General features: G+C 60.8%; 9 protein-coding genes. 3 read left to right on the top strand and 6 right to left on the bottom strand.

Features of this window, described 5'->3' with window-relative positions; genetic code table 11:
* From HZB23_03355 to HZB23_03340, 4 genes are all read right to left on the bottom strand, one after another.
* Positions 1 to 2,051 (bottom strand): hypothetical protein (locus HZB23_03355; GenBank protein ID MBI5843692.1); only part of this gene is annotated, 2,051 nt, incomplete at its 3' end.
* Positions 2,021 to 17,200, bottom strand: coding sequence for a filamentous hemagglutinin N-terminal domain-containing protein (locus tag HZB23_03350; protein ID MBI5843691.1), 15,180 nt, complete (start codon positions 17,198 to 17,200; stop codon positions 2,021 to 2,023). The genes HZB23_03355 and HZB23_03350, both read right to left, overlap by 31 nt.
* 44 nt (positions 17,201 to 17,244) lie before the next feature.
* Positions 17,245 to 18,963 (bottom strand): ShlB/FhaC/HecB family hemolysin secretion/activation protein, encoded by a 1,719-nt coding sequence (locus tag HZB23_03345; protein MBI5843690.1) that lies wholly within the window; start codon positions 18,961 to 18,963, stop codon positions 17,245 to 17,247.
* A 14-nt stretch (positions 18,964 to 18,977) separates the two neighbouring features.
* Positions 18,978 to 19,400: a hypothetical protein gene (locus HZB23_03340; protein ID MBI5843689.1), complete on the bottom strand. Its 423-nt coding sequence runs from the start codon at positions 19,398 to 19,400 to the stop codon at positions 18,978 to 18,980.
* A 294-nt stretch (positions 19,401 to 19,694) separates the two neighbouring features.
* Here HZB23_03340 and HZB23_03335 point away from each other — a divergent pair, with 294 nt between their 5' ends.
* The 3 genes from HZB23_03335 to HZB23_03325 all read left to right on the top strand — a co-directional run bounded on the left by HZB23_03335 (position 19,695) and on the right by HZB23_03325 (position 21,196).
* A complete protein-coding gene (locus HZB23_03335; protein ID MBI5843688.1) occupies positions 19,695 to 20,192 on the top strand; it encodes a hypothetical protein in 498 nt (165 codons plus the stop codon).
* Positions 20,193 to 20,263: 71 nt separating this feature from the next.
* Complete coding sequence (locus HZB23_03330) at positions 20,264 to 20,740, top strand: tetratricopeptide repeat protein (GenBank protein MBI5843687.1); 477 nt, start codon at positions 20,264 to 20,266, stop codon at positions 20,738 to 20,740.
* 39 nt (positions 20,741 to 20,779) lie between these two features.
* Positions 20,780 to 21,196 (top strand): tetratricopeptide repeat protein, encoded by a 417-nt coding sequence (locus tag HZB23_03325; GenBank protein ID MBI5843686.1) that lies wholly within the window; start codon positions 20,780 to 20,782, stop codon positions 21,194 to 21,196.
* Between the two features lie 107 nt (positions 21,197 to 21,303).
* Here HZB23_03325 and HZB23_03320 read toward each other — a convergent pair whose 3' ends face one another.
* Together HZB23_03320 and HZB23_03315 are read right to left on the bottom strand one after the other, a co-directional pair.
* Positions 21,304 to 22,077 carry a hypothetical protein gene (locus HZB23_03320; GenBank protein ID MBI5843685.1) on the bottom strand — a complete coding sequence of 258 codons (774 nt, stop codon included), beginning with the start codon at positions 22,075 to 22,077 and terminating at the stop codon, positions 21,304 to 21,306.
* A 296-nt stretch (positions 22,078 to 22,373) separates the two neighbouring features.
* The gene (locus HZB23_03315) at positions 22,374 to 23,384 is read right to left on the bottom strand and encodes a transketolase family protein (GenBank protein MBI5843684.1); all 1,011 of its coding nucleotides are present in this window, start codon (positions 23,382 to 23,384) and stop codon (positions 22,374 to 22,376) included.
* Positions 23,385 to 23,400 lie beyond the last annotated feature (16 nt).

Below are 23,400 nucleotides of genomic sequence, written 5' to 3'. Positions count from 1 at the left end.
ACCGTCACGTCGAAGCCCGCGTTGATCACGCCTACTGCAGCCGCGCCGTTGTCAGCCGTCACTGAGACGTTGCCTGCCTCGGCGTTAAGGGAGCCGGTGGCCGCCACAGAATCAGCATTAACCGTTACGCCAAGGTCGCCGGTGGTGGAGCCGCCAAGAAGCGCTGCGCCGCCAGCGACGTTAATCGCAACCGCGCCTCCCATGTCAACCTGCCCGACAGCCGACGAGGAGTAACCGGTTCCGGCGTTGACGGTAAGCCCGCCTATGCCGGTGGAAACCACATTGGTGGTTCCGCCAAGGACAACCGTTCCGGGGTTGCCGGAAGTCAGGGTGATGAGGCCGTTGTCGGTGGTGAGAGAGGAAGCAGCAGCCTGACCGATAAGGATGTTGCCTGCGGTGGCCACTGCAGTTATGACGCCTTCCTCAAATGCCCGGATGTCGCCGTCAACCGTCACATCGCCGGTGTTGGCCGTGAAAAGGACTCCGCCGTCGCCGGTAACGTCGTTGTTCACGTCAACGCCGGTCTGGGCCGTAGCGGTTACCAGGCCGCCTGCGTCCACATCGCCGTTGACAGCAACGGTTGCAGCATTGGAGGTAAGGGTTACGTCTCCGGCTGCCACTATTCCGCCGACCTCGTTCACTGCGTTGGTCGCTGTTACGGATACGTCGTCGCCTGCAGTGATAAGGCCGGTGGTGAGGGCCGAATCAGTTGCGGACACGCTGACATCATTACCTGCTGTTATGGCTGAAACCATCGCCACGCCGTTGTCAGCCGCGACAGTAACGCTGCCGGCTTCGGAGTTGATGGACCCTACGGCTATCACAGAGTCACCGTTTACCGTAACTCCAAGATCACCAAACACGCTTCCGGAGATAACCGTCTGGCCGTTTGCCGTGGCCACCAAGACAGTGCCGCCAGCGTTAATTCCGCCGTTTTCGGCAATCTGATCGTTTGCCCCAACCGTCACGTTGCCGATAGCGGTGATGCTGCCGTTGAGAGTCGCCGTGGTTGAGGCGGACACTGTAACAGTGTCGCCCGCGTTCACGTCGTCAAGGACCACTGCGCCGTTATCGGAAGTCACGCTCACCGTGCCGGAGGATGCCATCAGCGAACCAGAGGCGGCAACCGAATCGGCATTGACCGTAATTCCCGCATCGCCGTCGATGTCGCCCGTAAGCGCTGCTATACCGTTGGTCACTGTGATTCCGACCGTGCCGCCTGCGTCGATTCCGCCGATCTCGTTAAGAGATGAGTTAACGCCAACAGTCACATCCCCGATGGCGGTGACGCTGCCGGCCAGTGTCGCAAAGGATGTTGCGGATATTGCAACATTGTCGCCTGCATACACATCGTCAAGGGCCACCGAGCCGTTGTCTGCCGTAACGCTTACGGTTCCCGAAGAGGCATTGAGCGAACCGGTTGCGGCGACAATATCCGCATTGACCGTAATTCCCGCATCGCCGTCAATGTCGCCCGTAAGCGCTGCAACGCCGTTGGCAACCGTGATTGCAACCGCGCCGCCTGCGTCGATTCCGCCGATCTCGTTCACCAGGGTGTCGGCTCCGATTGTCACACCGCCCACTGCTGAGATTGCGCCGTTAAGGGTCGCAGTGGTGGATGCCGATACCGTCACGTTGTCGCCTGCGGTCACGTCGTCAAGGGCAACCGCGCCGTTGTCAGAGGTAACGCTCACCGTGCCCGCCGAAGCGCTTACAGTTCCGAGCGCCGTCACGGAGTCGGCCGCCACCGTAACACTTTCGTCGCCTGAGACATCGCCGTTCAACTGAGCCGCTCCGGCAGCGACGGAAATTTCAACCCATCCGCCTGCAGAGATATCAGCAGCTGTGATTCCGCTAAGTGCGCTCATGAATACGTCGCCGTCGCCGGTTGCCGCAACAGAACCGCCCAAGCTAATGCTTCCGGCATTGGCGATAAGGCCGATAAGGCCGTTATCGGAGGTGAATGCACCGGTAACGCCAGCATTGATTGAACCAGCCACGGCCGTCACGCCGATTCCGCCTATGCCGAAGGCGCGCACGGAAGCGTCCACGGCCACATTACCGGCATTGTGCCGGTAATATCTGCAGCGTTGCCGACCCCCACATCTCCGGTGGTGACAAAATTGCCATTAAAAGTGACGTCTGTTCCTCTGGTAACCATCAAAGAACCAATGGAGGCATCCGCCAGCGCCACACTGCCCAGAGCCGACACGATGAGGTTCTTGGTTCCGTCCATGTCTCCCAGGTTCACGTTGCCAGCGACATCGGTGGTGATTGAAATGTTGTTGACCAGGGTGATCAAGCCGCCTGCGGTCAGCACATTAATATTGCCATCAGCAAGCAGATAGCCCGAAAGCTCGGCTGCGTCGCCGACAACATCCAGGGTATTGACGTCAACGGTATCAAGGGAAATGGTTCCGAAGTTGGCCGTAAGGTCAAGATCGAAATCACCGGTAATGCCGTTGGCGACGTTGATGTCGCCGTTGTTGGAAACCAGCGCGACGTTGGCCTGGAGGCTTACCGGCCCGCTGAGGCTGAGCCCGCCGGTAACCGTGACAGCGTCGTTAAGCTGGATGGTTCCGGCGTTTGCGTTGACGGAAAGGCTGTCGAGGGACTCAATCTGTCCGATCGAGTCGAATATTATGTTGCCTGCAAGGCTGGTCACCTTGAGGTCGAAACTTCCGTTGATGTCGGCGTCCGAGAAATCGATGTTGTCGTTTAAGCCGCTGTTTGCCGTGATGGACACGTTGTTCCAGAGGTTGACGTACACCTGGCCCGCGCCGGTTTCCCGGAAAGTGACCGGCCCGATAACCTTGATATCGCCCCTTAAAACAGCCCAGTTGGTATCGACTGTAAGGAACGAAGGCTCGTAAGTCATGCCCACGTTGTCGAGAAACACCGCGCCGTTGGCTGCATTCAGGGTCACCCCGACGTTGACTGGGGAATTTTCATCCTGGTCGATGTCTCCGTGGACGTTCACTGATCCATTATCCGAAGTTATGACGCGATCCGCACCGTAAAGACTCACATCACCGTTAAATACGATGTTGCCGTTCGAATGGAGGTCGCCGTTCAGCAGGGTCGTTCCTGAAAGCGTTATGCTTCCTGAGCCGCTTGCGCCTGCAGTCCCCACACTTGCATTCAGCACCACCCTTTCGGCAGTGACATCGAATCCGGTAAGGGCGGCCGTTCCGCCGACTGCTCCGCCGAAGGTCGCCGTGTCGCCCGCGTTGACCATGAGGCCAAAAGCGCCGTCAATTGTTCCGTCGAAGGATACATCGCCGGTCACGCCTGTGACCGTGGAAGCAGCAGTCAGGGTGACGTTGTCATTCACGTCAACCTGATCGGCAGCCGTCACCGTGCTGCCAAGATTCAATAAGGTATCGCCGTCAAGATCAACATCGTCAGCCGAAGAAAGCGCCGCGTTCAAGTTAAGAGTGTTGGTGGCGTAAAGGTCGATATCTCCCGCGCCAACGGTGGTGACCGCCGCGCCCACCGTGATGTCGGCCGCATCTGCGGTGATGTCGTCGATGCCCGTCACGCCAGCGATCACGTTGATTGCCGTGGTGGCGTTTAGATCATAGCCGCCCCTGGTGTTGGAAGTCGCGGCGTTTACGTTGATGATTCCAGTCTCGCCGCCGTCAGTATCAATGGCGTCGATCTGGACATCGTTGCCGATGACAGCCGCGCCGATGTTCACCGTGCTGGCGGTGCCGCCCGCGTTGTTGGATGCTGTAAGACGAACCAGGCCGGTAAGGCTTTCAACCTTGCCGTTGACGTTAATGGTATCGGTGGCGTCGGCTGTGATGTCGCCGACCGCGAGAAGCCCGGAACCTGCAATTGTGATGGTTGCCGGGTCAATATCAATGGTTCCGCCTGAAGAAACGATGGTCCCCGCCGCGCCGTCCATGGTGAAGGCGGTGTCTGCGTTGATGTCTATATCACCACTTCCGGTGGTCACCAGTTTGCCAGCGAAGTTTCCGCCGCCGAGAAGCACCGAGGCGTTGTCCGACGTAACCGACACGGTTCCGTCCACTGCCGTGATGGCCGCGTCGGCGTTCTGGGCCACAAGCACGCTGCCGCCGTCGGCGTCGATGATGATGCCGCCGTTGCCGAAAGCGTTGATGTCCGCGTCAATTGCAATGTCGCCCTGGGCCGCGTTCATGTAAACGCCTGCGGCTCCGGTGACCCCGCCATTTATGGCTATGCCGCCAGCCGCGTCGTTGGCTATGATGACCGATTCGCCCGCATCGAGCCAAGCTCCTGCGTTGACGGTGACCGCTCCGGTGATGGCCGCAGGCTGCGCAGTGTCTCCGACCATGATGCCGCCGGTGGTGGCAAGATTGCCGGAGAAGGTCACAGCATTGGCGTTGTTAACATCAAGACCGAGGATGTCGCCGCCATAGAATTCAACATCATTGGCGCCTGAGTTAACCGTGAGGCGGTAGTTTCCGTCCAGCACCCCTATATAATTGGTAAAGCCGCCCGCTCCAGACGAGGAAATCTCGACATCACCAAGAAGCGTGGCGAGACCGCCGTTCGGCAAAATCTCGGCGTAATCCACAACGTCGATATCACCCGCAAGGGTGGCCGATTCAGCGTAGACCGTGAGGAGATTTGTATTAACATAATGCAGGGCTACATTTCCGGCATCGGCCTCCACATTGAGGTCGTAGCCATTGCCGTTATCATCCACGTCGCCGCCAAAGGTTATGTCGCCGCCGATGGAACGAACCTGGAGGCTGTCCTGCAGGGCCACATAAGCGTTGAAGTCGATGTCCCCGTTGGTCTGGACCGAACCGTAAAGCTCGACCGTATCGGCGATTCCCACGGTAAGGGAGCCCAGTTCCACGTTGTCGCCCACAAGGCCGAAGGCTACGGTGCCGCCAGCCATGTCGAAGATGCCAGCGTTGACCGTAAGGTTATACGGGCCGTCGAGGGTGTCGTTGCCGTCGTCCGCGAATAGTACATCCGCGCCGTCGGTGCTTATGGTGACGTCGCGAGTCAGGACGATTTCGGTATCGATGTTGCTCCCTGAGCCGTCAAAATCCACGTCATCGGTTGAGGTGACATCACCGCCCAGGTAGATGGTTCCGGCCTCTACGTAAAGGCCATCAAGCGCCGCCACCGTCCCCATGTTGTCGTCGATGGAAACGGTGCCTTCGTCCGTGTACACCCCAAGGCTGCTACCCAATCCAGGAAAGCTGTCCACCCGCTCACTGAAGATGACCCAGCCGTCGTTTCCACTGGTTGTGCCTCCAATTGCCTGCACGTCGATGGAATTCGTAAGCAGGATATGGCCGTTGAACATGATGAGGCCGGCGTTACCGTCGCTTTCCCCACCATTGGATTCGACGTTGCCACCGAGATAAATGTTGTCAACGGAGCTCAGCTTGATAAAGCCGCCGTCGCCGGCGTTGCCGGCGTTGGTTGCGCTGCCGCCGTTGGCTCTGATGTTGTCCTGGGCGAAGATCCTGCCGGAGGTGATAATTACTGATCCGGCATTGCCTCCGTTGGCGCTGAATCCGGTGCCCATCGAGTCATCGGCCCATCCGCCGCCTGCATCAATTTCGCCAACTGTAATGGAGGTTCCGGCGGTCATCGTTAAGTTACCGGCATCGCCGCCGCTTCTGGCCGATCCGCCGTCGCCCCATCCGCCCGTTCCGTAGGTCTCGACATTATCTACGGTTATCGTGTTGCCGGCGATGAGGGTCACATCCGAGCCGTCGTAGCCATCGGAGCCCGGGGCGCTTGGATAGCCGCCATGGCCCCAGATGTCGTCCATCTCGATGTCATTGGCTGCGTTAATCGTAAGATTATAGCCGTCGTTATCGTCTTCCGCCGTGGTGATGTCACCCGCGAACACGTTTCCGCCTGTGCTGGTTATTGAAATGGCGTCACGGAGCGTGGCGTTGCTATCGAGTTCGATGTCGCCCCCGGCGGTTATGTCGCCTGAAAGATACATGTCGTCATCGGCGTATAGATACACCTCGCCGGCCGTGGCGGAAAGGTTGGAGTAAAGTAAAAGATCGTCGCCGGCCTCGATGTCTATGTTGCCTGTTCTTGCTTCAATGGTGCCGTAGGCTTCGATATCGTCACCGTCAATTTCAACGCCTTCGAAGGCCGACAGGCCTGCATCGACATAAATATCACCGATATTGCTGCGGATGTATATGCCGGCTGCACTGGCGGTGAGGTTGGAATTGATCTCTAAGTAACCTTCGGCCTCGATGTCTATGTCGCCGGTCACGGTGTCTATGGTGCCGTTCACGTAAACTTCGTCGGCGCTGTCAACCTCGATGCCGGAATGGGCCTGGGTGTGGCTGCCGGAGAAGTTGCCAAGGGTCACTGAGCCGTTTTCGGTGTAAACCTGAATCTGGCCGCCCAGGGCCATAAGCTTGTCCGTCATTATCTCGCCGTCTGCGGTGAGATAGATGCTTCCAACTCCCAGGGTCTCGATGAGGCCGTTTTCTCCGCCGAAGTAGATGCCGCCGCCGTTTTCAGCGCCGTCGTCGTCCGCCGTGAAAATGATGTCGCCCGTGCCGCCCGTGAGCACGGTCACCTCGGCCGTGTTGAGGGCGGTCTGGTCGATTTGCAGGTTCTGGCCGGCGCGCAGGGTGATGTCGCCCGTGTCGGTCTGGATGAGCATTGCACCGCCCATACCAACGCCCCCCGGGGCAAGCGTCAGGGTGTCGTCGTTCCCCCCGTCGTCCGCCGCTATGCGGAAGATGTCGCCCGAGCCGATGGCGGTGACGTCGCCCGTGAGGGTCAGCGAGCTGTTGGCCACCAGGGCGTTGCCGCCGCCGGTCTTGTTCACGCCGCCGTGCTCGATAAAGTCCGCGTAGATCATCATGGCAACGTCGCCATCGCCGTAGTTCGCCACTGCGTTGAAGGAGCCTTCGCCCACGGTCTCGTTGGCCGGGCCGATGGGCCCGGCGTTTCCGAAGTACCCGATGAAGAGCGAATCCTCCATGGTGCCGGGGTCTATGCCGCCGTCGTTGTCCAGGTCGTACTGGCCGCCGCCGGTGATGGAGAACTGGGCCGTGGCATTGAAGGTGCGGAGCAAGTCTACGCCGTTCTGGTCCACGCCGCGGATGGCCACGTCGGGCCAGCCGGCGGCGCTGCTGTTCTCGCCCACGATGTTGCCGCCGTAAAGCGTCAGGTTATAGCTCTCGGCCAGCAGGTCGAGGCCCGCGCTGCCCAGGGTGTCGCCGCCGACATAGAGATACGCCGTGCTGTCCAGGCGGCCGATGGTGACCGTGGAGCCGGATGCATTCAGGTCGCCGTCGGTTGAGACGGTGTTGCCGTCCACGTCGGTCTCGATGGCGTCCATCTCGGCCTGGCTGAGCGAAAGCCCGCCTATGGTGGAGGAGACCAGCAGAACCGCGGTGCCCTCGTCCCCGGGCTCGATGACGACCTCGCCGCCCGTGTTGGTGATGATGCGGGCCGTGTCAACGGTGGGGCGGGTCGCCGGGATGATCTGGGTGACCGGGTCGATGGAGTTGGCCAGGCGGCCCGGGTCGGCGCCCAGCAGGATCTGCAGGTCGCCCGCCACCAGGCGGATGTCCTGGTCAGGCTGCTGCACCTGGAGGGTGCCGGAGATGATCAGGTTATTGTTGCCCACGTCGATGGTGATGCCGCCCAGGGTGGCCAGAACGTTGCCCACCTCAAGGTCGCCCTCGTTGATGAGCCGGAGCTCGCCCACCAAGGCGTCCACCCGGGAGATATCCACCTCGATCTCGTCGCCGGGAAGGCCGAAGTAGGCCTGGTGGCCCGTGGAGGTGTCGTTTAAGAGCAGCGAGCCGGCGCGGATGTTCATGGCGCCGCCGTTGTTGTCCACCACGTCGTTGGCGAAGTTTAAAATGACCGCGCCCGTGGTCTCGATGAGCCCGATGTCGTAGGTGTTGGGGTTGACGTTGTCGCGGGTGCCGCCGCCCGAGTTCACGTCCTCGCCCACCGTGATAGTTATGGTGCCGGAGCCCATGGTGTTGGTGGCGATGCCGCCGGACACGCTGCGGATGGCGCCGGTGGAGTTCTGCAAGATGTGGGAACCGGCCGCCACGATGTCCACCGTGTTGTTGGTGCCGGCGTGGATGTCGTCGTTGATGGTGAGCGTGGAGCCCGCGGTCTCGATGACCAGCTCAATCCGGCCGTCCTCGGTCTTGATGCCGCCGTTGTAGTTGGAGGAGGGGTTCACGGCCGTGACCACGCTCACGCTGTTCAGCTCGCTGATGAGGATGTCGCCGGTGTTGCGGTCCACCGCCGCGATTTCCGCCACGTCGGTATAGAACCAGCCGCCCGCGCCGGTGATGTTGCCCGCGCCGGTGTTGCCGGCGTCCAGGGTCAGGTGGTCGTCGGAGGTGAGGCGGAACGCGCCCGTCTGGGTGATGCCGCCGCCCGCCACCAGGGTGAGGGGGATGCCGAAGGGCGTGGTGGTAAGGTCGAAGGCCTCGGTCTGCTGGATATTGCCCGCCCAGACCACTGACGACGAGTCCATGCCCACCACGATGCCGGAGTCGGCCTGGGTGATGGACTTCAAGCCCGCAACGGAAATGTCGTACTCGCCCGGATTGTCGGCCGACCGTAAATACACGGTGGTGCCTACAACAGATGGAGTAAGGAACACGGACTCGGTGCCCGCGTCGATGGTGGAGGCCGCCGCGTCGAAGTCGGCGGATGTGATCTCGATGTCCGCGTCTATCGTGGTGTCGGTCACCAGGCTGGAGCCCGCCGCCATCTGGAACTCGCCCGTATTGTTGCCGTCCCGGTCCGCGTTCACGTCGATGAGGCCCGCCGTGGTGCCCGCGCCGTCGCCGCCGAAGCTCTGCACGTCGGCGTCGGCGGTGCCCAGGATCACGTGGCGGTCGGAATTCAGCTCGATCTCGCCGCCGTTTGAGCGGATGCCGTCGTTGATGGTGAGGTCGCTGGCCGCGCCGCCGGATGCCAGGTAGATGATGTCGCCCGCGCCGCTGGTGTTCACCATCCAGGTGGTGCCCGCATCGCTGACCACGGTCAGGTTGCCGGCCACTGTGGCCGCATAGACGGCGTCCCCGCCCTGGAGGCCGTAGTAGGCGGTTCCGTCCACGGTCACCGGCCCGATGTTCATGTCTCCGCCGGCCACCACTTCCAAGAGGTAGATGCCTCCCGGTGCCTGGGCCGCCACGTTGCCCGTGGTGTTCAGCTGTATGGGCGTGGCGAAGGTGCCGATTCCGCCCGTTGTGGACACGAAGGCCACGTTGGTGGCGGAGAGCACGGACGCGCCGGTGCGGGTGATGTTGCCCGTGGCGAAGACGCCCAGGTCCAGGGTGTTGGCGTGGGGCGCCACGTCGGCCGTGATGGCCAGGGCCCCGGTGGTGGTGGTGTCGCCGATGATTACGTCGTCGGCCGCCATGAGCAGGATCTCGGCGGCGGAGATGTCCAGGCTGCCTCCCGGGGCGTCCGCGCCGCCCAGGTCGATGTTCCGGGCCGCGGTGTAGGGCGCCACCTGGAGCACGTTCACGTCGGTGGCCGCGATGAGGTTGCCCGCGTTCACGGTGGTGAACTCGTCGGCGTACAGGCGCACCTGGTCCAAAGTGCGGATGGCGTTCACGCCCATGCCGAGATCGACGGTGAGCGTCGCGTTGGCCGTGGGCAGGTTGATGGTGATGTCGTCGTTGGAGCTGGTGCCGAGAAGGCCGCTCGCCCCGCCCACGCCCAGAACCGCGGCGGTCGCTCCGATGGTGACGTTGTTGGCTTCCTGGATGTGCCCGGAGAAGGCCCCGATGTTGAGGGTGTCGATCTGGATGGACAGGGTGTTGGCGTTGACCACTATCGGGGCCAACGCGGTCCCGATGTCGCCCGCACCGGTAAGAAGCTGAACCTCGTTGCCCGTGACGGTCCCGGAAAGGCGCTCGATATCCACCACGGAAACGATGGCCACGTCCGCGCCGCCGCCGGCCGTTACGTTGTCGTCGAGGACGATGTCGCCGTCTCCCGGGACAGAGCCCATAAAAGTGTACAGCAGGATATCGCCGTTTACGGTGGAGACCACGTCGGTCACGAGGAGGTCGCCGATGGCAGCCATGGAGGCCTGGATGCGCATGGTGCCCGCGCCGGCGATGAACTTGGCGCCGGTCTTGGTCAGTCCAGGCCAGGCGGAGTCCGCGCTTAAGGTGAGGGAGCCGATTTCCAGGTCATCGTGCTCCCAGATATCCACGTTGCCGGTGTCGGCCTCCAGGGCCACCTCGTTGGCCGCAAGGTGCAGCTGGGTGACGTTGCCGATGCCGCCCGTGCCGCCGTTCGTGCCGGCGACCATCATCAGCTCGCTGATCTCGCCCGCGCCAGCCGTGCCCAACCTGTGGACGCCGAAGCCGTTGATGTCGGCGCCCGCGACAAGGGCCACCAAGGGATCCCGCTGAGGCGTGGTGATGTTGGCGGAAACGAAGATGTCCTCCGTCGCCGGGGGAACGGCCCCGCACCAGGTCTTGAAGATGAGCTGGTTGTTGGTGTTGAGGGTCTGGATCTCGGCATCGGTGAGCTCGGCCCCGCCCGCGCCTGCTGCCGCGCCCAGGTCAAGCGCCCGGCCCGCGGTGTTGACGGACACCTGGATGATGCCGTCCGTGCCGGCCCCGCCGCCCGCGTCCACCCAGCCGGCCAGGGCGAAATTGTCGGCCGTCAGATAAATGGCGTCGGAGCTCGATTCCACGTTGGCGCCCGGGTCGATTGCGAGGGTGCTTCCCGCCCCGCCCGCCGTGAGATAGACCTTGTCGCCGTAGAAGGAGAGGTCGGTGTCGTTCATGTCCTGGCCGACGTCGGCGAACAAGGAGAGGTTCCCGTTGGCCGTCGTAATCCTGATTTCGCCCAGGGTGCCGATGACGCCGCTGATGGCCCCCACCGTGTTTACTCTTAAGGCGATGGCGCCGTTCTGCTGGATGGTGATGCCAGGGGCCCCGGCCGCACCGGAATTGCCCGCGTTCACGGCAATGCTGTCCACCTGGGTTTCCAGGTTCACGTTGCCCTGGGAAACGACCGCGAGGAAGTTCGCGGGCCCGCCCTGGATGATGATCTCGTTTCCTGCGGCCGTCTTGGTTACCGATCCCGCGGACCACAGGCGCACGACGTTTGTGTCGCCGGTGAAGCTCGCGTCGCCCACCACCGTGATGGCGCCGCCCAGGCCCCCCTGGGGCACCGCGCCGTTGTTTATGCCGATGTCGGTGACGCCGTTCACGTTGTTAAGCGCATTTATCTCGTTGTCGTTTAAGCCCAGAACGGTGGGGGCGTCGGCCGCGCCCGCGCCCAACTGTATGGTGGTGGCCGCGTTCACTTGGTAGAGCCTGACGATTTCACCAGCTGAGCCGATGGTGTTGGTGGTGCCGCCGCCCTCCTGCAAATTCATGTTGTCGGCGTTGATCTGGATGATGCCGTTTACGTTGTCTATGGAGTAGGTGTCGTTCTGGGTGAAAAAGCGCGCGGCCCCGCCAACGCTGCCGGCCGTGAGCGTTATGGTGCCAGCGCCCGCCGCCAGCACGTCCTCGTTGGCCGTGAGGTTGCCTTCAATGGCCGTGACCGTGATGTGGCCCGCGCCCGCCGTGACCTGTACGCCGTCGAAGGTGCCTGCGCCGGCGATGAGGTTGGGGTGGGAGTCGATCTGGGTGGCGCCGCCAAAGGCGTCCTCGTAGATGTCTATGGAGCCGTTGGTGTCATTGGCCGCAATCGTGGTGGAGCGGGTCACGATGGGGTTGGCCACCGTGCCGATGGAGCCGTTAATGGCCACCAGGGTCACCTGGACGCCTTCCACCACGAAGCCGTTGGTGGCAGCGCGGTTGGTGATGGTCTCGGTGGTGTCGATGGAGGTGCCGGCCTGGATGAGCGCGTCGCCCGCGGCCCCGGCGGTGACCACGTTGTTCACGTGCACCGGGCCTATGTTCGCGTACAAAATGACGTCCTCGCCCGCGGCCCCGCCCGAGCGTACGCCGTCGTTGCCGGAGTCGTTCAGAATGTCCTGCTGGGTGGAAACGGTGATGCCGCCGGCGTCGGTGTCCTGGATGAAAGCGTCTTCCGCCGACTCGACGGAAAGGTCCGTCCCGGAATTGATCCACACGGTTCCGCCGTAGTTGCCGGAGGCGTTCTGGATGTCACCAGCTTCGATGCTGACCTTGCCGTCGATCCACAGGTTGTCCGTGTCCCCGTGGGCAAGCACGTCGGTGATGAGGCCCGTGGTCTTTATATAAAGGTTGTCGAAGTTGGCGGCGGTGAGGTCGTTGGCCGCGTCCAGCACCACGCCGCCCGAGTTCACCGTGGCCATATCCGCGGGCACGATGTTTTCGTTGTGCACGGCCCGGTAGTCCACGCTGTCGGCGTCCACCACCGTGCCCAGGACCACGATGCCCGTGGTGGTGAACTGGGAAAGCTCGGCAGCGGTGAGCTCCAGCCGGTCGGCCGTGCCGGAGTTGGTGCCAATCTGGATGATGTCGGCGGTCTCGTAGGGGGAGAGGTAGATGTTGTTCCCGCCCGTGGCGGAAACGGCCGCTCCCACGACGATTTCATCCGTGCGGATGTAAACGTCGCCGCTGTTGGCTGTGATGGCCGCCCCGATGTCCAGCACGGCATCGTCCGGGGTGAGCTCGATGTCGATCCAGCCCAGGCCAGTGATGATCACCTGGTTCTGGTCCACGCTTGAGTCGAACTGGGCCACGACATCGCCCAGGCCCGCCCGGATGCCCTGCCAGCCTATGGTGAAGAAGGTGGTGTCGATGAGAACCTGGGTCGCGCCTACGGAGTCAACGATGGTATCGCCGGCGGACGCTGACATTGCAGCCAGCCGTGCGCCCGTTGTCGCGGCCTGCTCGTTTTCCAAATTCACAGAGATGTCGAGCGCACCCAGGGTCCAAGCGTGGACCTGGTTCGCGTTCAGGATGTTGCCCCCCAGGCCGCGGATGCCGTCGTCGATGGCCGCGTCCGACGTGGTGTCGGTGGTGTTGTAGGTGATCAGGGCGATGTTGTCGGTCCAGAGCGAGTTGTTGTCCGCCCTCGTTATGTCCACGGCGCCCGCGATATTGATCTCGCCGCTGGTTTCCTGGCTTTCGGCCGTGGTGCTTGAATCGTCCAGCCTGCCGATGAACACGCCCCTCTGGGCCGTGGTGGGGTCCGTGGGCGCGGCGAGCGTCTGGGTGGTGTCGAAGGTGTGGGCCGTGTAGATACGCCTAAGCTCGGCCTGCTCCAGGGAGAGCGTGCCGGGGGTGTTTGCGCCCAGGGTGATGTTCCGGGTGGTGGTGCCCGTGGAGATATGGACGTCGCCCTCGGTGCCGTCGTTTGCAAAGCCCGCTCCGATGTCGCCGTGGTTTGCGCCCGTACCGTCGGAGATGGTGGAGATGGTGGCCTCGTTGCCGCCGGTCACGGAAATGGCCACGTCGTCGCCGAAGAGGTTGACGGTGCCGTTGTTCGTGAACACGTGCGCGTTGTCGGAAAGCGTAAGGGTGCTGCCCGCACCGCCCGCGCCGATGGTGATGTTCCGGCCTGCACCCTTGTCGTTCTGCACCCAGGCTCCGGCGTTGACGGTCAGGTTGCCGTTGGTGGTATAGACTTCAACGTCGCCGGTGCCGTAATTGGTGACGCCGGTCATGTAAAGAACCAGTCCGGGAGGCTCGCTGAGGGCGGCCGCGCCGATGGTGAGAGCTCCGCCGTCGGTGCTTTCCTGCACGAAAATTCCAGCCGTGGTGGAATTGTAGGCGGCAAGATTTCCAGTGATATTGGTGACGATGGGGGTTGCGTCCGCGCCCATTCCGCTTGTGGCGTAAAGGGCGGTATCAGCCACCGAGGCTATGCCTTCGATGGCTCCGGCACCGGTTCCCACGTTACTGTTTGTGATGTCGCCGGTGCTTGTGAGAACCACGCTGCCAGCGCTGTCCACGTGGGCCGTGAAGGCAGAAGTGGCGTCGAACGAGGTGTTGACGTTCTGGGCGGTGTTTAAATCCATACCGCTGGCGTCATTTTCGTAAATGAAAATGTTCCCGCCCGCGCTGCGGGTGCGGACTGCAAGATAACCACCCGATGCAACGTTCAGCAGGTTGGCCACGCTCACGGGGTTTCCGGCGGAATTGGTTCCGGCAGAACCGTAGATGCTTTGAGCTGCATCAAGGGTGAGGGTTCCGGCCCCGTCCAGACGAAGGCGCTCGATTCCGCCAGCAACGTCGTCCTGAACTTTTTGGCCGGATATGATGGTAAGATCAATAACCTGTCCCGCACTTGCGCCAAAGTAACCTATATCGCCGCCGCCCGTTATGACCACGTTGCCGGAATTGGCCCGGCCAATGGTTAGGTCGTCTGCGGTGATGCGGTTGAGTTCAGCCTGGGTGATGGAGAGGCTCCCGACGGTTTCTGTGCCGAGGTCAATGGCGCGGCCCGAACTGTAGGGCATGAGGACCAGGTCGTTGTCGCCTCCGGTGTTGCCCACTGAAATGGCGTTGGCGACATCGATTTTATCGGCAACCAGGACCAGGTCCACGTTGTCGGCGGGAAGACCCGCGTTGAGGCTGCCCGCGCCCACGATAATGGCGTTCTTGGTTATTGCGTCGCTTACAACCTGGATGCTCACAAGCTGCTGGCTGGCGTTGTCTGTATCGAGCGCGATCTTGGCAAGGTCAAGGTCGCCGTTGTGGGTCTGTACTTCGGCGATGTGAATGTCGCCGCCGGCAGTGGCCGCGGAGCTGTCAAGGGTGAGCACGACTCCGGGGGCGACCGAGTTCGTTACATCAACGCCCACAGGCGCCGAGAAGGTTCCGATATAGGAGGTGGTCCCCTGCACCGTCATGGTGATGGTGCGGGCCGAGATACCGGTGGTGATGGTGCCGTCGTCGATGATGTTGCCGCTGGTCGTTATGTAAACGTCGGCGTTCGGCATAACGCCAGAGCCGATCTGTATGTTTCCGGTGTGGGTGTTGTCAAAGGAAGCGCCCTGCGCCGTTGTGAAGGAGCCGATGCGGAACTCGCCTGCATTCAGAACATTCAAAAGGTCGCCGGTCTGAACCTTGAGGCTTCCGTTCACGGCAAGGCCGAATTCGAGTTCGCCGGTTGTATCAGCAGCGCCCAGGAAGAACTTGCCGTCTGCGGCTCCGCCTTCCAGGTTGATGGTGCCGCCTATCTGGAGAAGGTCTGATGCGGTGATGGTTACATCGCCAGCGGCAAGTCCGTCGTCACGGGTGGTGAGGACTTCATCGCCAACCCACACAGCCGCGATATTCACGGAACCAACGCCGTTGGTGCCGTAGTAATCAGCCCTGAAAGCCAGATCGCCACCGTCGGTGATGATCTGGTCGGAGTCAAGCTGTATGGTGCCGCGCGCGCGCATGGTGACACTTCCACCGGCTGAACCTGCCAGTCCGTCGGAGGTGTTTATGGCGCCTTCAATTTCAACGCCCGGCTCGTTGCCGCCGATCTGTCCGAGGGTTCCTGCGTCGACGGTTACGTCGCCGCCGCCCGTGGTAATGGCCTTGGTGTGAACCGTACCTTGGCGGATTACTATGGCCACGTCCCCGCCGCCCGTGCTGATGCTCTGGAGGGTGGTCTCCTTGGTGGCCGAAAGGGAGACGTTGCCGCCGCTGGTGGACATGGCTGTGCCCGCGCGGAAATCGAGGATGCCATCGCCTGAATTATCGGCATCGGCGTCGATGGTGATTCCGCCTATGCTGTTGGTAAGGTTCTGGCGCAGAATCACGTCGCGGTTTGCGGTGAGGGTGAGGTTGATGTTGGCCCCGCCGCCCACTGCGGTGTTAACGTTAAATACATCCACCACGTCGATGTCGCGGGTGGCCTGGAAAATCATGTTGGTTCCGTCGGGCGTGGTGTTCAGAATGCCCGTGCCGTCAACCCTGAAAACCGAAACGGTTCCCAGGTCTTCGGCGAAGGCCTCCTGAAAATCACCGGCAAAGCCCGTGGTGTTCTGTTCTGCTGAATTCTCGAAACGGATATCCAAGGGGTCGAAAAGAACGGTTCCGGCCTTGATGAGGGCCTGGTCCACGGCCAGCGTATGGCCTGAAACTTCTACGAATCCGGTTCCCGCATCGATGGTGGCTCCGGCGTAGGCCTTGGTCTTGTCACCCATGTTGCCGGAAGCGTCGGGGGCGTTGACGCGGATTTCGCCGTCCTTGGCCTCAAGGCGCGAGGTCTCCGTGAGAACCACCGCGTTGGAGCCGCTGACGGTTACCTTGCCGCTTCCGCCGTTGGCGGCCACGGTACCGGAGATGCCCACGTTCTGGCCGGATATGGACACGCTTCCCGCCGGGCCTGCCGCAGAAAGGGTGCCGGTGTTGATGACGGCTCCGCTGTCTCCGCCGGAAAGGATGATCTCGCCGCCCCTGCCCACTTCAACCCTGGTGGCCTGGACCACGCCGGAGTTATTGACCACGGAGGAAAAGATATCCAGTGCGGACAGGGCGGTCATCTGAACGCGGCCAGCCGTAATGGTGCCCACGTTGGAAACCGCAGCAGTAAGGTCCGTGCCGTCCGGCCCCGTTACCTTGGCTGCAACCGCGTCGTCAACCGCGAAGTTGACAAGGCCGTCGCCCGCGAAATCAAAGGTCATCTTGCGGCCCGCAGCAAGGACCACTTCGCCCATGTCGGCCTTGATGACGCCTTCGTTGACCACGGACGCGCCTGCGAGAATGGCGCTTCCGCCGTTGGTGACGGTGATGGCGCCCTTGTTGATGACAAAGGAGCCCGCGCCTTCCTGCTTGAAGGTGTAGCGCCCGGCAAAGAAGTCATCCTCTTCCATGACAAGGGTGGTGGCCACGAAACCCGCCGTGTTGACCCTTGCCTGGCTTCCGATGAGGACGCCGTTGGGATTCAATACCCATACCTGTCCGTTGGCCGTCAACTGGCCCAGGATGGAGGACGGGTCCGACCCAATGACGCGCTGGACGAAAACGGAATTCGCGCCGGGCTGCGCATATACGTGCGCCGCATCGGCGGCTATGTTGTAGCCCGCGACCTTGTTGAAGACCTTGTTGGCCGTCTGAACATAGGTCGTGGTGTTACCCGTTGTGGACTGGGTAAACCCGCTGCCTGCAAACACTGCCGAGGGAGCTGCCAAAAGCACCAGGGCTCCGGCGGCTCCTGCCCCCATTCTGCGAGCGCGGCGTGCGCTACGCACCAAGGATGAAGTGTTGGCGGAAAGACCCTTCCGTCTGCTCTGAGCCCTTTTGATTTTCCGCGACAAGCTGGCCATCCTTACCTCCTTATTATATCAGTCGAAGATCTCGAAGTTTACTCTTAGTATGTGAGGGAAAGCTGAAGATACCAAGCGCCGCGTTCGTCCAGGCCCTCGTCCAAGGGCTTGTCACCCTTGAGCGGCCTGGCGTAGTCGATCTTGGCCATTCCGTATGGTGCCCAGGCGGCCCGAAGGCCCAGCCCCCAGCCCCACAGCATTGCATCCGACTGCTCGGCGGCGAGGGGGTCTTTCACCCAAACCCTGCCGTAATCCGAAAAGAGAGCGGCATCCAGTCCCCAGGTTCCCCTGGAACCGGAAGGAGCCTGCCAGTCGAGCTGCGTCTTGAGAAGGGGATAGCGCACTTCCACGGTGCTTACGATACCATGGTCGCCGGAATAATCGCCCATTGCCCAGCCCCGGACAGTGCCCGCCCCGCCTGCCGAGAACTCCTCGGCGGTGGGAAGACGCGCGCCCGAATACTGGCCGAAAATGGAAAAAAGACCCGTGAGGTTGTAAGGGAGAGCCTGAACGCGGCGATAGCTCGCCTCGCCCTTGAGGAAATTGCCGTCCGCGTAGAGCCTGGAGCCTATCACGTCGTCGGAAAGGCCCTTGGTGACGTTTACTGTCACGAGGTTCTGGCCCGAATGGCCGTCAATCCACTCCATGTGTGATCCGAAGCGGAGATTGTGAAGGTCTTCCTCGTACATCAGCTCATCAAACATCTTGTTCTGAATGCGCTTGAAATCGAAACCGGCGTCCGCCCACAGGGAAAGGTTCCTGGTGCGCCATATGGGATGCGAGGCCCAGACGGACATGAGGTCGCTTCTGCCCTCGATGTCGAGAATCTCAAGCTCCTGGCCCAGATCGTAATTGAGCCTGGAAAGGGCCACGCCCACCCGTGTGCCGTAGCGGTTGACCGGGAAGTCGTAGTCGGCCCGCAGATACCACAGGGGGCCTTCCTCGGCTCCGCCGTTGGTGCCTGTCATGTAACGGAAGCTCATGCGGTCGCCGTATCCGAAGGGATTCAGAAAGGTGAGGCTGAATCCGAGCCGGTGGGGCGAGACATACTCGCTGCCGAAATTGTTGTAGTCAAAACCCGCCTGCCACCATTTGGCCTCGGTTACGTCCACCACTATGTCGGTGGTGCCGGGTTCCTGGCCGCGAACCAGGGTGGATTTGACGGAAAGCCCCGGATAGTCGTTCAAAAGAAGCAGGCTTCTTTCAAGACTCTCCGTGGTCACTGCGTTTTCCTTGCGGATAAGGTCCATGACCCGTCTGATGAGGTCGGCCTTGTAGCGCTGGTTGCCCTTCACGTAGATGGCTCCCAGGCGGCCTTCCACCATGGCTATGATGACCTTGCCGTCCTTGATGCTCTGCTGGGGAAGATAGGCCCGGCTTAAGATGTAGCCCCTGGACACGTAGTAGTTGGTGACAGTGTCAACCACCTTGGCCAGGTCGTTGACGCCTATCACCAGTCCTATGAAGGGGGCCACGGCCTGGGTCAGTTCCTGGTCGGTGAAGACCTGGTTGCCGTCGAAGGTGATCTCTGTGAGCTTGAACTCCACTCCGTCGCCGCCCTGGAGCTTGCCCGTGGAATCCTGTCCGATCCGGATTTCAGGGGCTGCAGAAGGGGTTTGACCTACACGGGGTTGCAGGGATTTTTCGATAGCTCCGGGGTTCAACCCGGCGGGCAGATCCTGCCCGGCCCATGCCGCTGGGGCCAGGGTCGCCAGAACCAGCGCCATTCCCATGACCATTGCCGTGAAAGCTCTTTTCCTCACCTCGGCCTCCTTACTCATATTGGTTTTACCGGTACGGGAATCATGAATTCCGTGTTCCATTTCGATCTCCCTCGATATTTGCTCTTTCGGCTCCCAATTGCCCCCAACCCGACCGGCCCTGCGGAAAAATGAAGAGAGGCGCTGCTTCCAGCGTCCCTGTAAGGAAGGAAACTAGGCTGCGCCGCATCCATTTGAATGGATTGCTGTGGCGCATTTTTAATTGGAAGGATTGAATCCGGCATGGGTTCCCGGGCGCTGGGGCCGAAAAAAGATAAGTCCGCCACGAAAATATCCACGTTATCGAAGGATTTTGAAAGGCAATCCTTCGCGTAGCTTTTCCGGTTGGCGATTTTTAAGGCAATAGTGTGGGATGTGTCAGTGAAGACGGCCATGTCCATAATGTGATGCTTGTCACAACCCTTGCGGCTTTTGTCCAAAAACCGCTCCGTCTCCACAATCGGCCTTTTTCTGGACCATCCCCGAAAAATAGCCTTCAGCACCCACGGAACAAGTCACTGCATGAACATCACTTTTGTTAAGTATGCGGACATTACACAAAGTGGCCTTAGGGTGTCAAGAAAAAAGACCAGGATTTTTCCACGTCCTTTGCGCCGGGTTCGCCCGACCTGCTTAAGGCTTGTTGACGCACGGCCCATCTTTGTGCTAATGCCGGATGCTTGGGCCCCACAGCCAAAGCCATCGGCAACGCTTTAATTACGCGAGGACAAGACTTGGAAATCACCTGCCCATCATGCAGCGCGGGCTTTGAATCCTCCCCGGACGACGGCTTCATGCTCTGCCCCTCCTGCGGGGCCGAACTTCTGGTGGAAGACCGGGGCGAGGGCTATCTTCTGGTTTCCGCAAGCGAATCCGTCCCCCAAAAAAAACCGAAGGCCAACCCTGATGAGCCCACACCTGAAAACGACCCCCTTGTGGCCGACTACACGAAATGGAGGCAGGGCGGATTTTTTTCGTTTTTACTGGGCGCTTCGGGCATTTTAATGATTTGTCTTGCAACCTACCATGATTACAACAGTTATGGCAAGACCTTCCTGATGAGCCCCGGCAACAGGTTTTTCCTTTCGGCAGTGGCGGCCTTCTTCGGGCTGCTTCTCATTGCCGGTGGCATCGTGTTCAGGATCGCGGGCAGGGAACGCCGTCGCTATCTTGACGCATGGAAGGCAAGCCCGGTGAAAATCGAGCATCCTCCAACATCCGAAACCCCGTGACAGGTTCCGCTCATGAGGCAGCAGCCCAAGGGCGGACTCCGCCTTTTCCCCCTGATCCGAAAGGAAGGCCCGTGGCCAGAATTCTTGCGATATCGTTAACCTTCTTCCTTCTTTTCTGCCAGAACCTTTACGCGGAAGCCCCGGCCCAGCGCAAGGTCGATGCGGTTTGGTCCGAAAAGAGCCAGGCGATTCTCACCCTCATCACCCAGAAGAAATTTTCCAAGGCCGTGGATGCATCAGAAAAACTTCTCGCCGAACTCGCCAAGCGGAAAATGCAGGAAAGCTACGAGGCATCCACCACGCTGAACAATCTGGGCGTGGCCTACATGTATAACCAGCAGGTTGAAAACGCCCACGCGGCCCTGGTGAAGGCCCTTGCCATAAGAATAAAGGTGCTGGGGAAAGACGACCCGGAAACGGCGGCGGTGTGGCTGAACCTTGCCGAGCTTCACCTTGAGATGGCCAAATCCTACAGGGCGCAGTACGAACGCATCGCCAAGGCCATAAAGGCCAAGGCCGGCAAGGCTGCTCCCGGCGGGAAAAAATAGGCTTCACAACCTGTAACTGCGATCAAGGAGCCTTGGCGCGTGATTAAATCCCTGGGCAAAAAGCTGGGAATTAAGAAAAAGGCCGATGTAAAGGCCCTGTGGCGGGAAAAAAACGAGGCCCTGGTTGCGGCCATGAAGGAAGGCCGCATATCCGACGCCCGCGAGGCGGCCCAGGAGCTTCTTGAGCTGGCGGAGTCCAAACTTTCAAGAAACGACCCGGAAACCGCCACCAGCTACTGCAACATGGGCATGGTGCTTCTTGTGGAAAAGGAGCACGAACTGGCCGAGGAATGTTTCCGGGAGGCCCTGGCGCTCCGCCGCAAAATCTTCGGGCCTGATCACAAGGAAACGGCCCTCATCTATCTGAATCTCATCGAACTTTACAGGCAGATGGCCCAGGCCGTCTTATACCGCACCGTGGAAACCACGGATCTCAAAGAGGACCAGGAGGACTGAGCGCCTGTCTAAAAACGCGAATTGCTGTGCCCGCGCTTCATCGCCAATATTAAGTCTGGTATCCAGGCTTCATATTCAGCCTTTTTCAACAGACTGCTAAACCCGGATCAGGTTATCAGATTCTGGATTTTCACCATGAAGTCGCCCACGTTGCCGCCGTATTCGGGCGAGCCTTCAACCACCAGGTATCCGTTTTTCACCGCCGTAACCATGTCCACCTCGTTCAGAACTATGGGCATGGCCCCTTCGACGCCGTTGAACTTCATGTGAACGAAAGGTCGACGACGGGTGAACAGCCCCCTGCCAGCCTTGCTCCTGCCCGCCTTCACCCGCAGATAGGCCGCGATGCCCTCATCCACCGATATCTGGTAGATGCGTTCGGGTTGCTTTTTGGTCCAGGCCGCCATTTCCGGGTCGCCGCCCTTGTTGTACTGGGAGAGCGCCGTGGTTATCATGTAAAAGGTCATCTTGACCTTCAAGCGCCTTTTTTTCGGGTCCTTGGGTTTGGCGTTGGGCATGAGAACCATGAGCCCCATGAGTACGGAAAACACCTTGATCAAAAGCCCCACCTTGTGGAGCCCTTTTATAAAGGGCACGGCGGGCTTTCCGGCGAACATGGCGTTCATGCGGGCCACGCTTCTGAAGGAAAACTCGATGTCGGCGCCGGGCCTTATGCCCTGCTCCACCGAAAAGGCTCCGTTATCGAATATCAGGCTCGCCCCCACGTCGCCCGCCGGGTCCTTGGCCTTGAACTGCACCCGGGCCTTGACCTTCCTGAATCGCCGGGCCATCCTGGGGTCGTCTTCCAGAAGCACCTTTATGACGGGCAATACGGCCCTCAAAAAAATCCGGGCCGCCATCATTTCTCGTTCCGTGGCCATCAGCTTACCTCACGGTTTCTTTATCAGAAAAAATGCAGCAGGCTTTCCGGGGAAATAATTTCCCCAGGCCCCCCCTGCATTGAGCGTCAAGATTGCTTCGCTATCAATGTCTATCACAAGCGATGAAATGCACGGGGGTGCCCGCCCCACGCCATGTTGTCACCTCGTCCAGGCGGTTTGAGAACGATGAGCTGCAAGGCGCGCGAGCGAGCGGCGAGGGAGCGTACTCTTTTCGTACGTGACCGAAGCCGGGAGGCGAAGCGCAACAAAGCAGATCGCGTTCTCAGGCCGCCTGGCTAGACTTCGTCTTCCCAGTCCTCATCCTCTTCAAATTCTATCTTCATGACCTCCCTCACTTTGGTCACAACGCCATCGGTATCGAGGCCATAGTGGGTGTAGAGGTCTTCGGGGTAGCCAACCTCGCAGAAGCAGTCGGGAATTCCGACGGACGCGAAGGCACAGCCCTTGCCGGACCGGGCTATGACCTCTGCCACGGAGGTTCCCAGTCCGCCGTACACGTTGTGTTCCTCGAAGGTGATTATGCGGCGGGTTTCCTTCACCGCGTTCATGACGGCTTCGGCGTCCATGGGCTTTATGGTGTGCATGTTTAAGACGCGCACAGAAAGGCCGTCCTGTTCCTTGAGGATTTTTGCGGCCTCGGCGCAGGGCAGCACCGTAACGCCCGTGGCTATGAGGGTGACGTCGGTTCCCTCGGATACGGTGACTGCCTTTCCGATTTTGAAGCCATAGTCCTCATTATCGTAAAAACGAGGCTCGAAACCGCGTCCGATTCTGATGTACACAGGGCCTGGCCAGTCCACGCAGGCCCTCACCGCAAGCGCCGTTTCGATACCGTCCGCAGGCACGATGACGGTCATGCCCGCGAAGGAGCGCATGATGGCGAGGTCTTCGGTGCAATGGTGGGTGCTGCCAGCCTGCCCGAAGGATGCCCCGGCGTGGGTGGCGATGATCTTGCAGTCGAGATGCTGGTAGCAGATGTCGGTGCGCACCTGCTCCGCCGCCCTCATGGACGCGAAGGCAGCCATGGTGGAGACGAAGGGCAGAAGGCCGGACTTGGCCAGCCCCGCCGCGACGCCGAAGAGGTTCTGCTCGGCGATGCCCACGTTGAAGAAGCGATCCGGGAACTTGTCGCCGAAACTGCCGATTTTGGTGGACTTGGCCAAGTCAGCCGAAAGCCCCACAATTTTGGGGTTCATGGCCCCCAAGTCGCACAAGACCTTGCCGTAAATCTCGGCCTGGGTCATGGAGTCAGCGTCGTAGACCGTCCAGGTCAAACCTGTAGCCATTTTACAATTCCCCCTT

The organism is Deltaproteobacteria bacterium, assembly GCA_016235345.1.
GTDB lineage: Bacteria > Desulfobacterota > Desulfobacteria > Desulfobacterales > Desulfatibacillaceae > JACRLG01.
The sequence above is the reverse complement of the archived record's forward strand: the minus strand, read 5'-3'. Positions and strand labels throughout refer to the sequence as shown.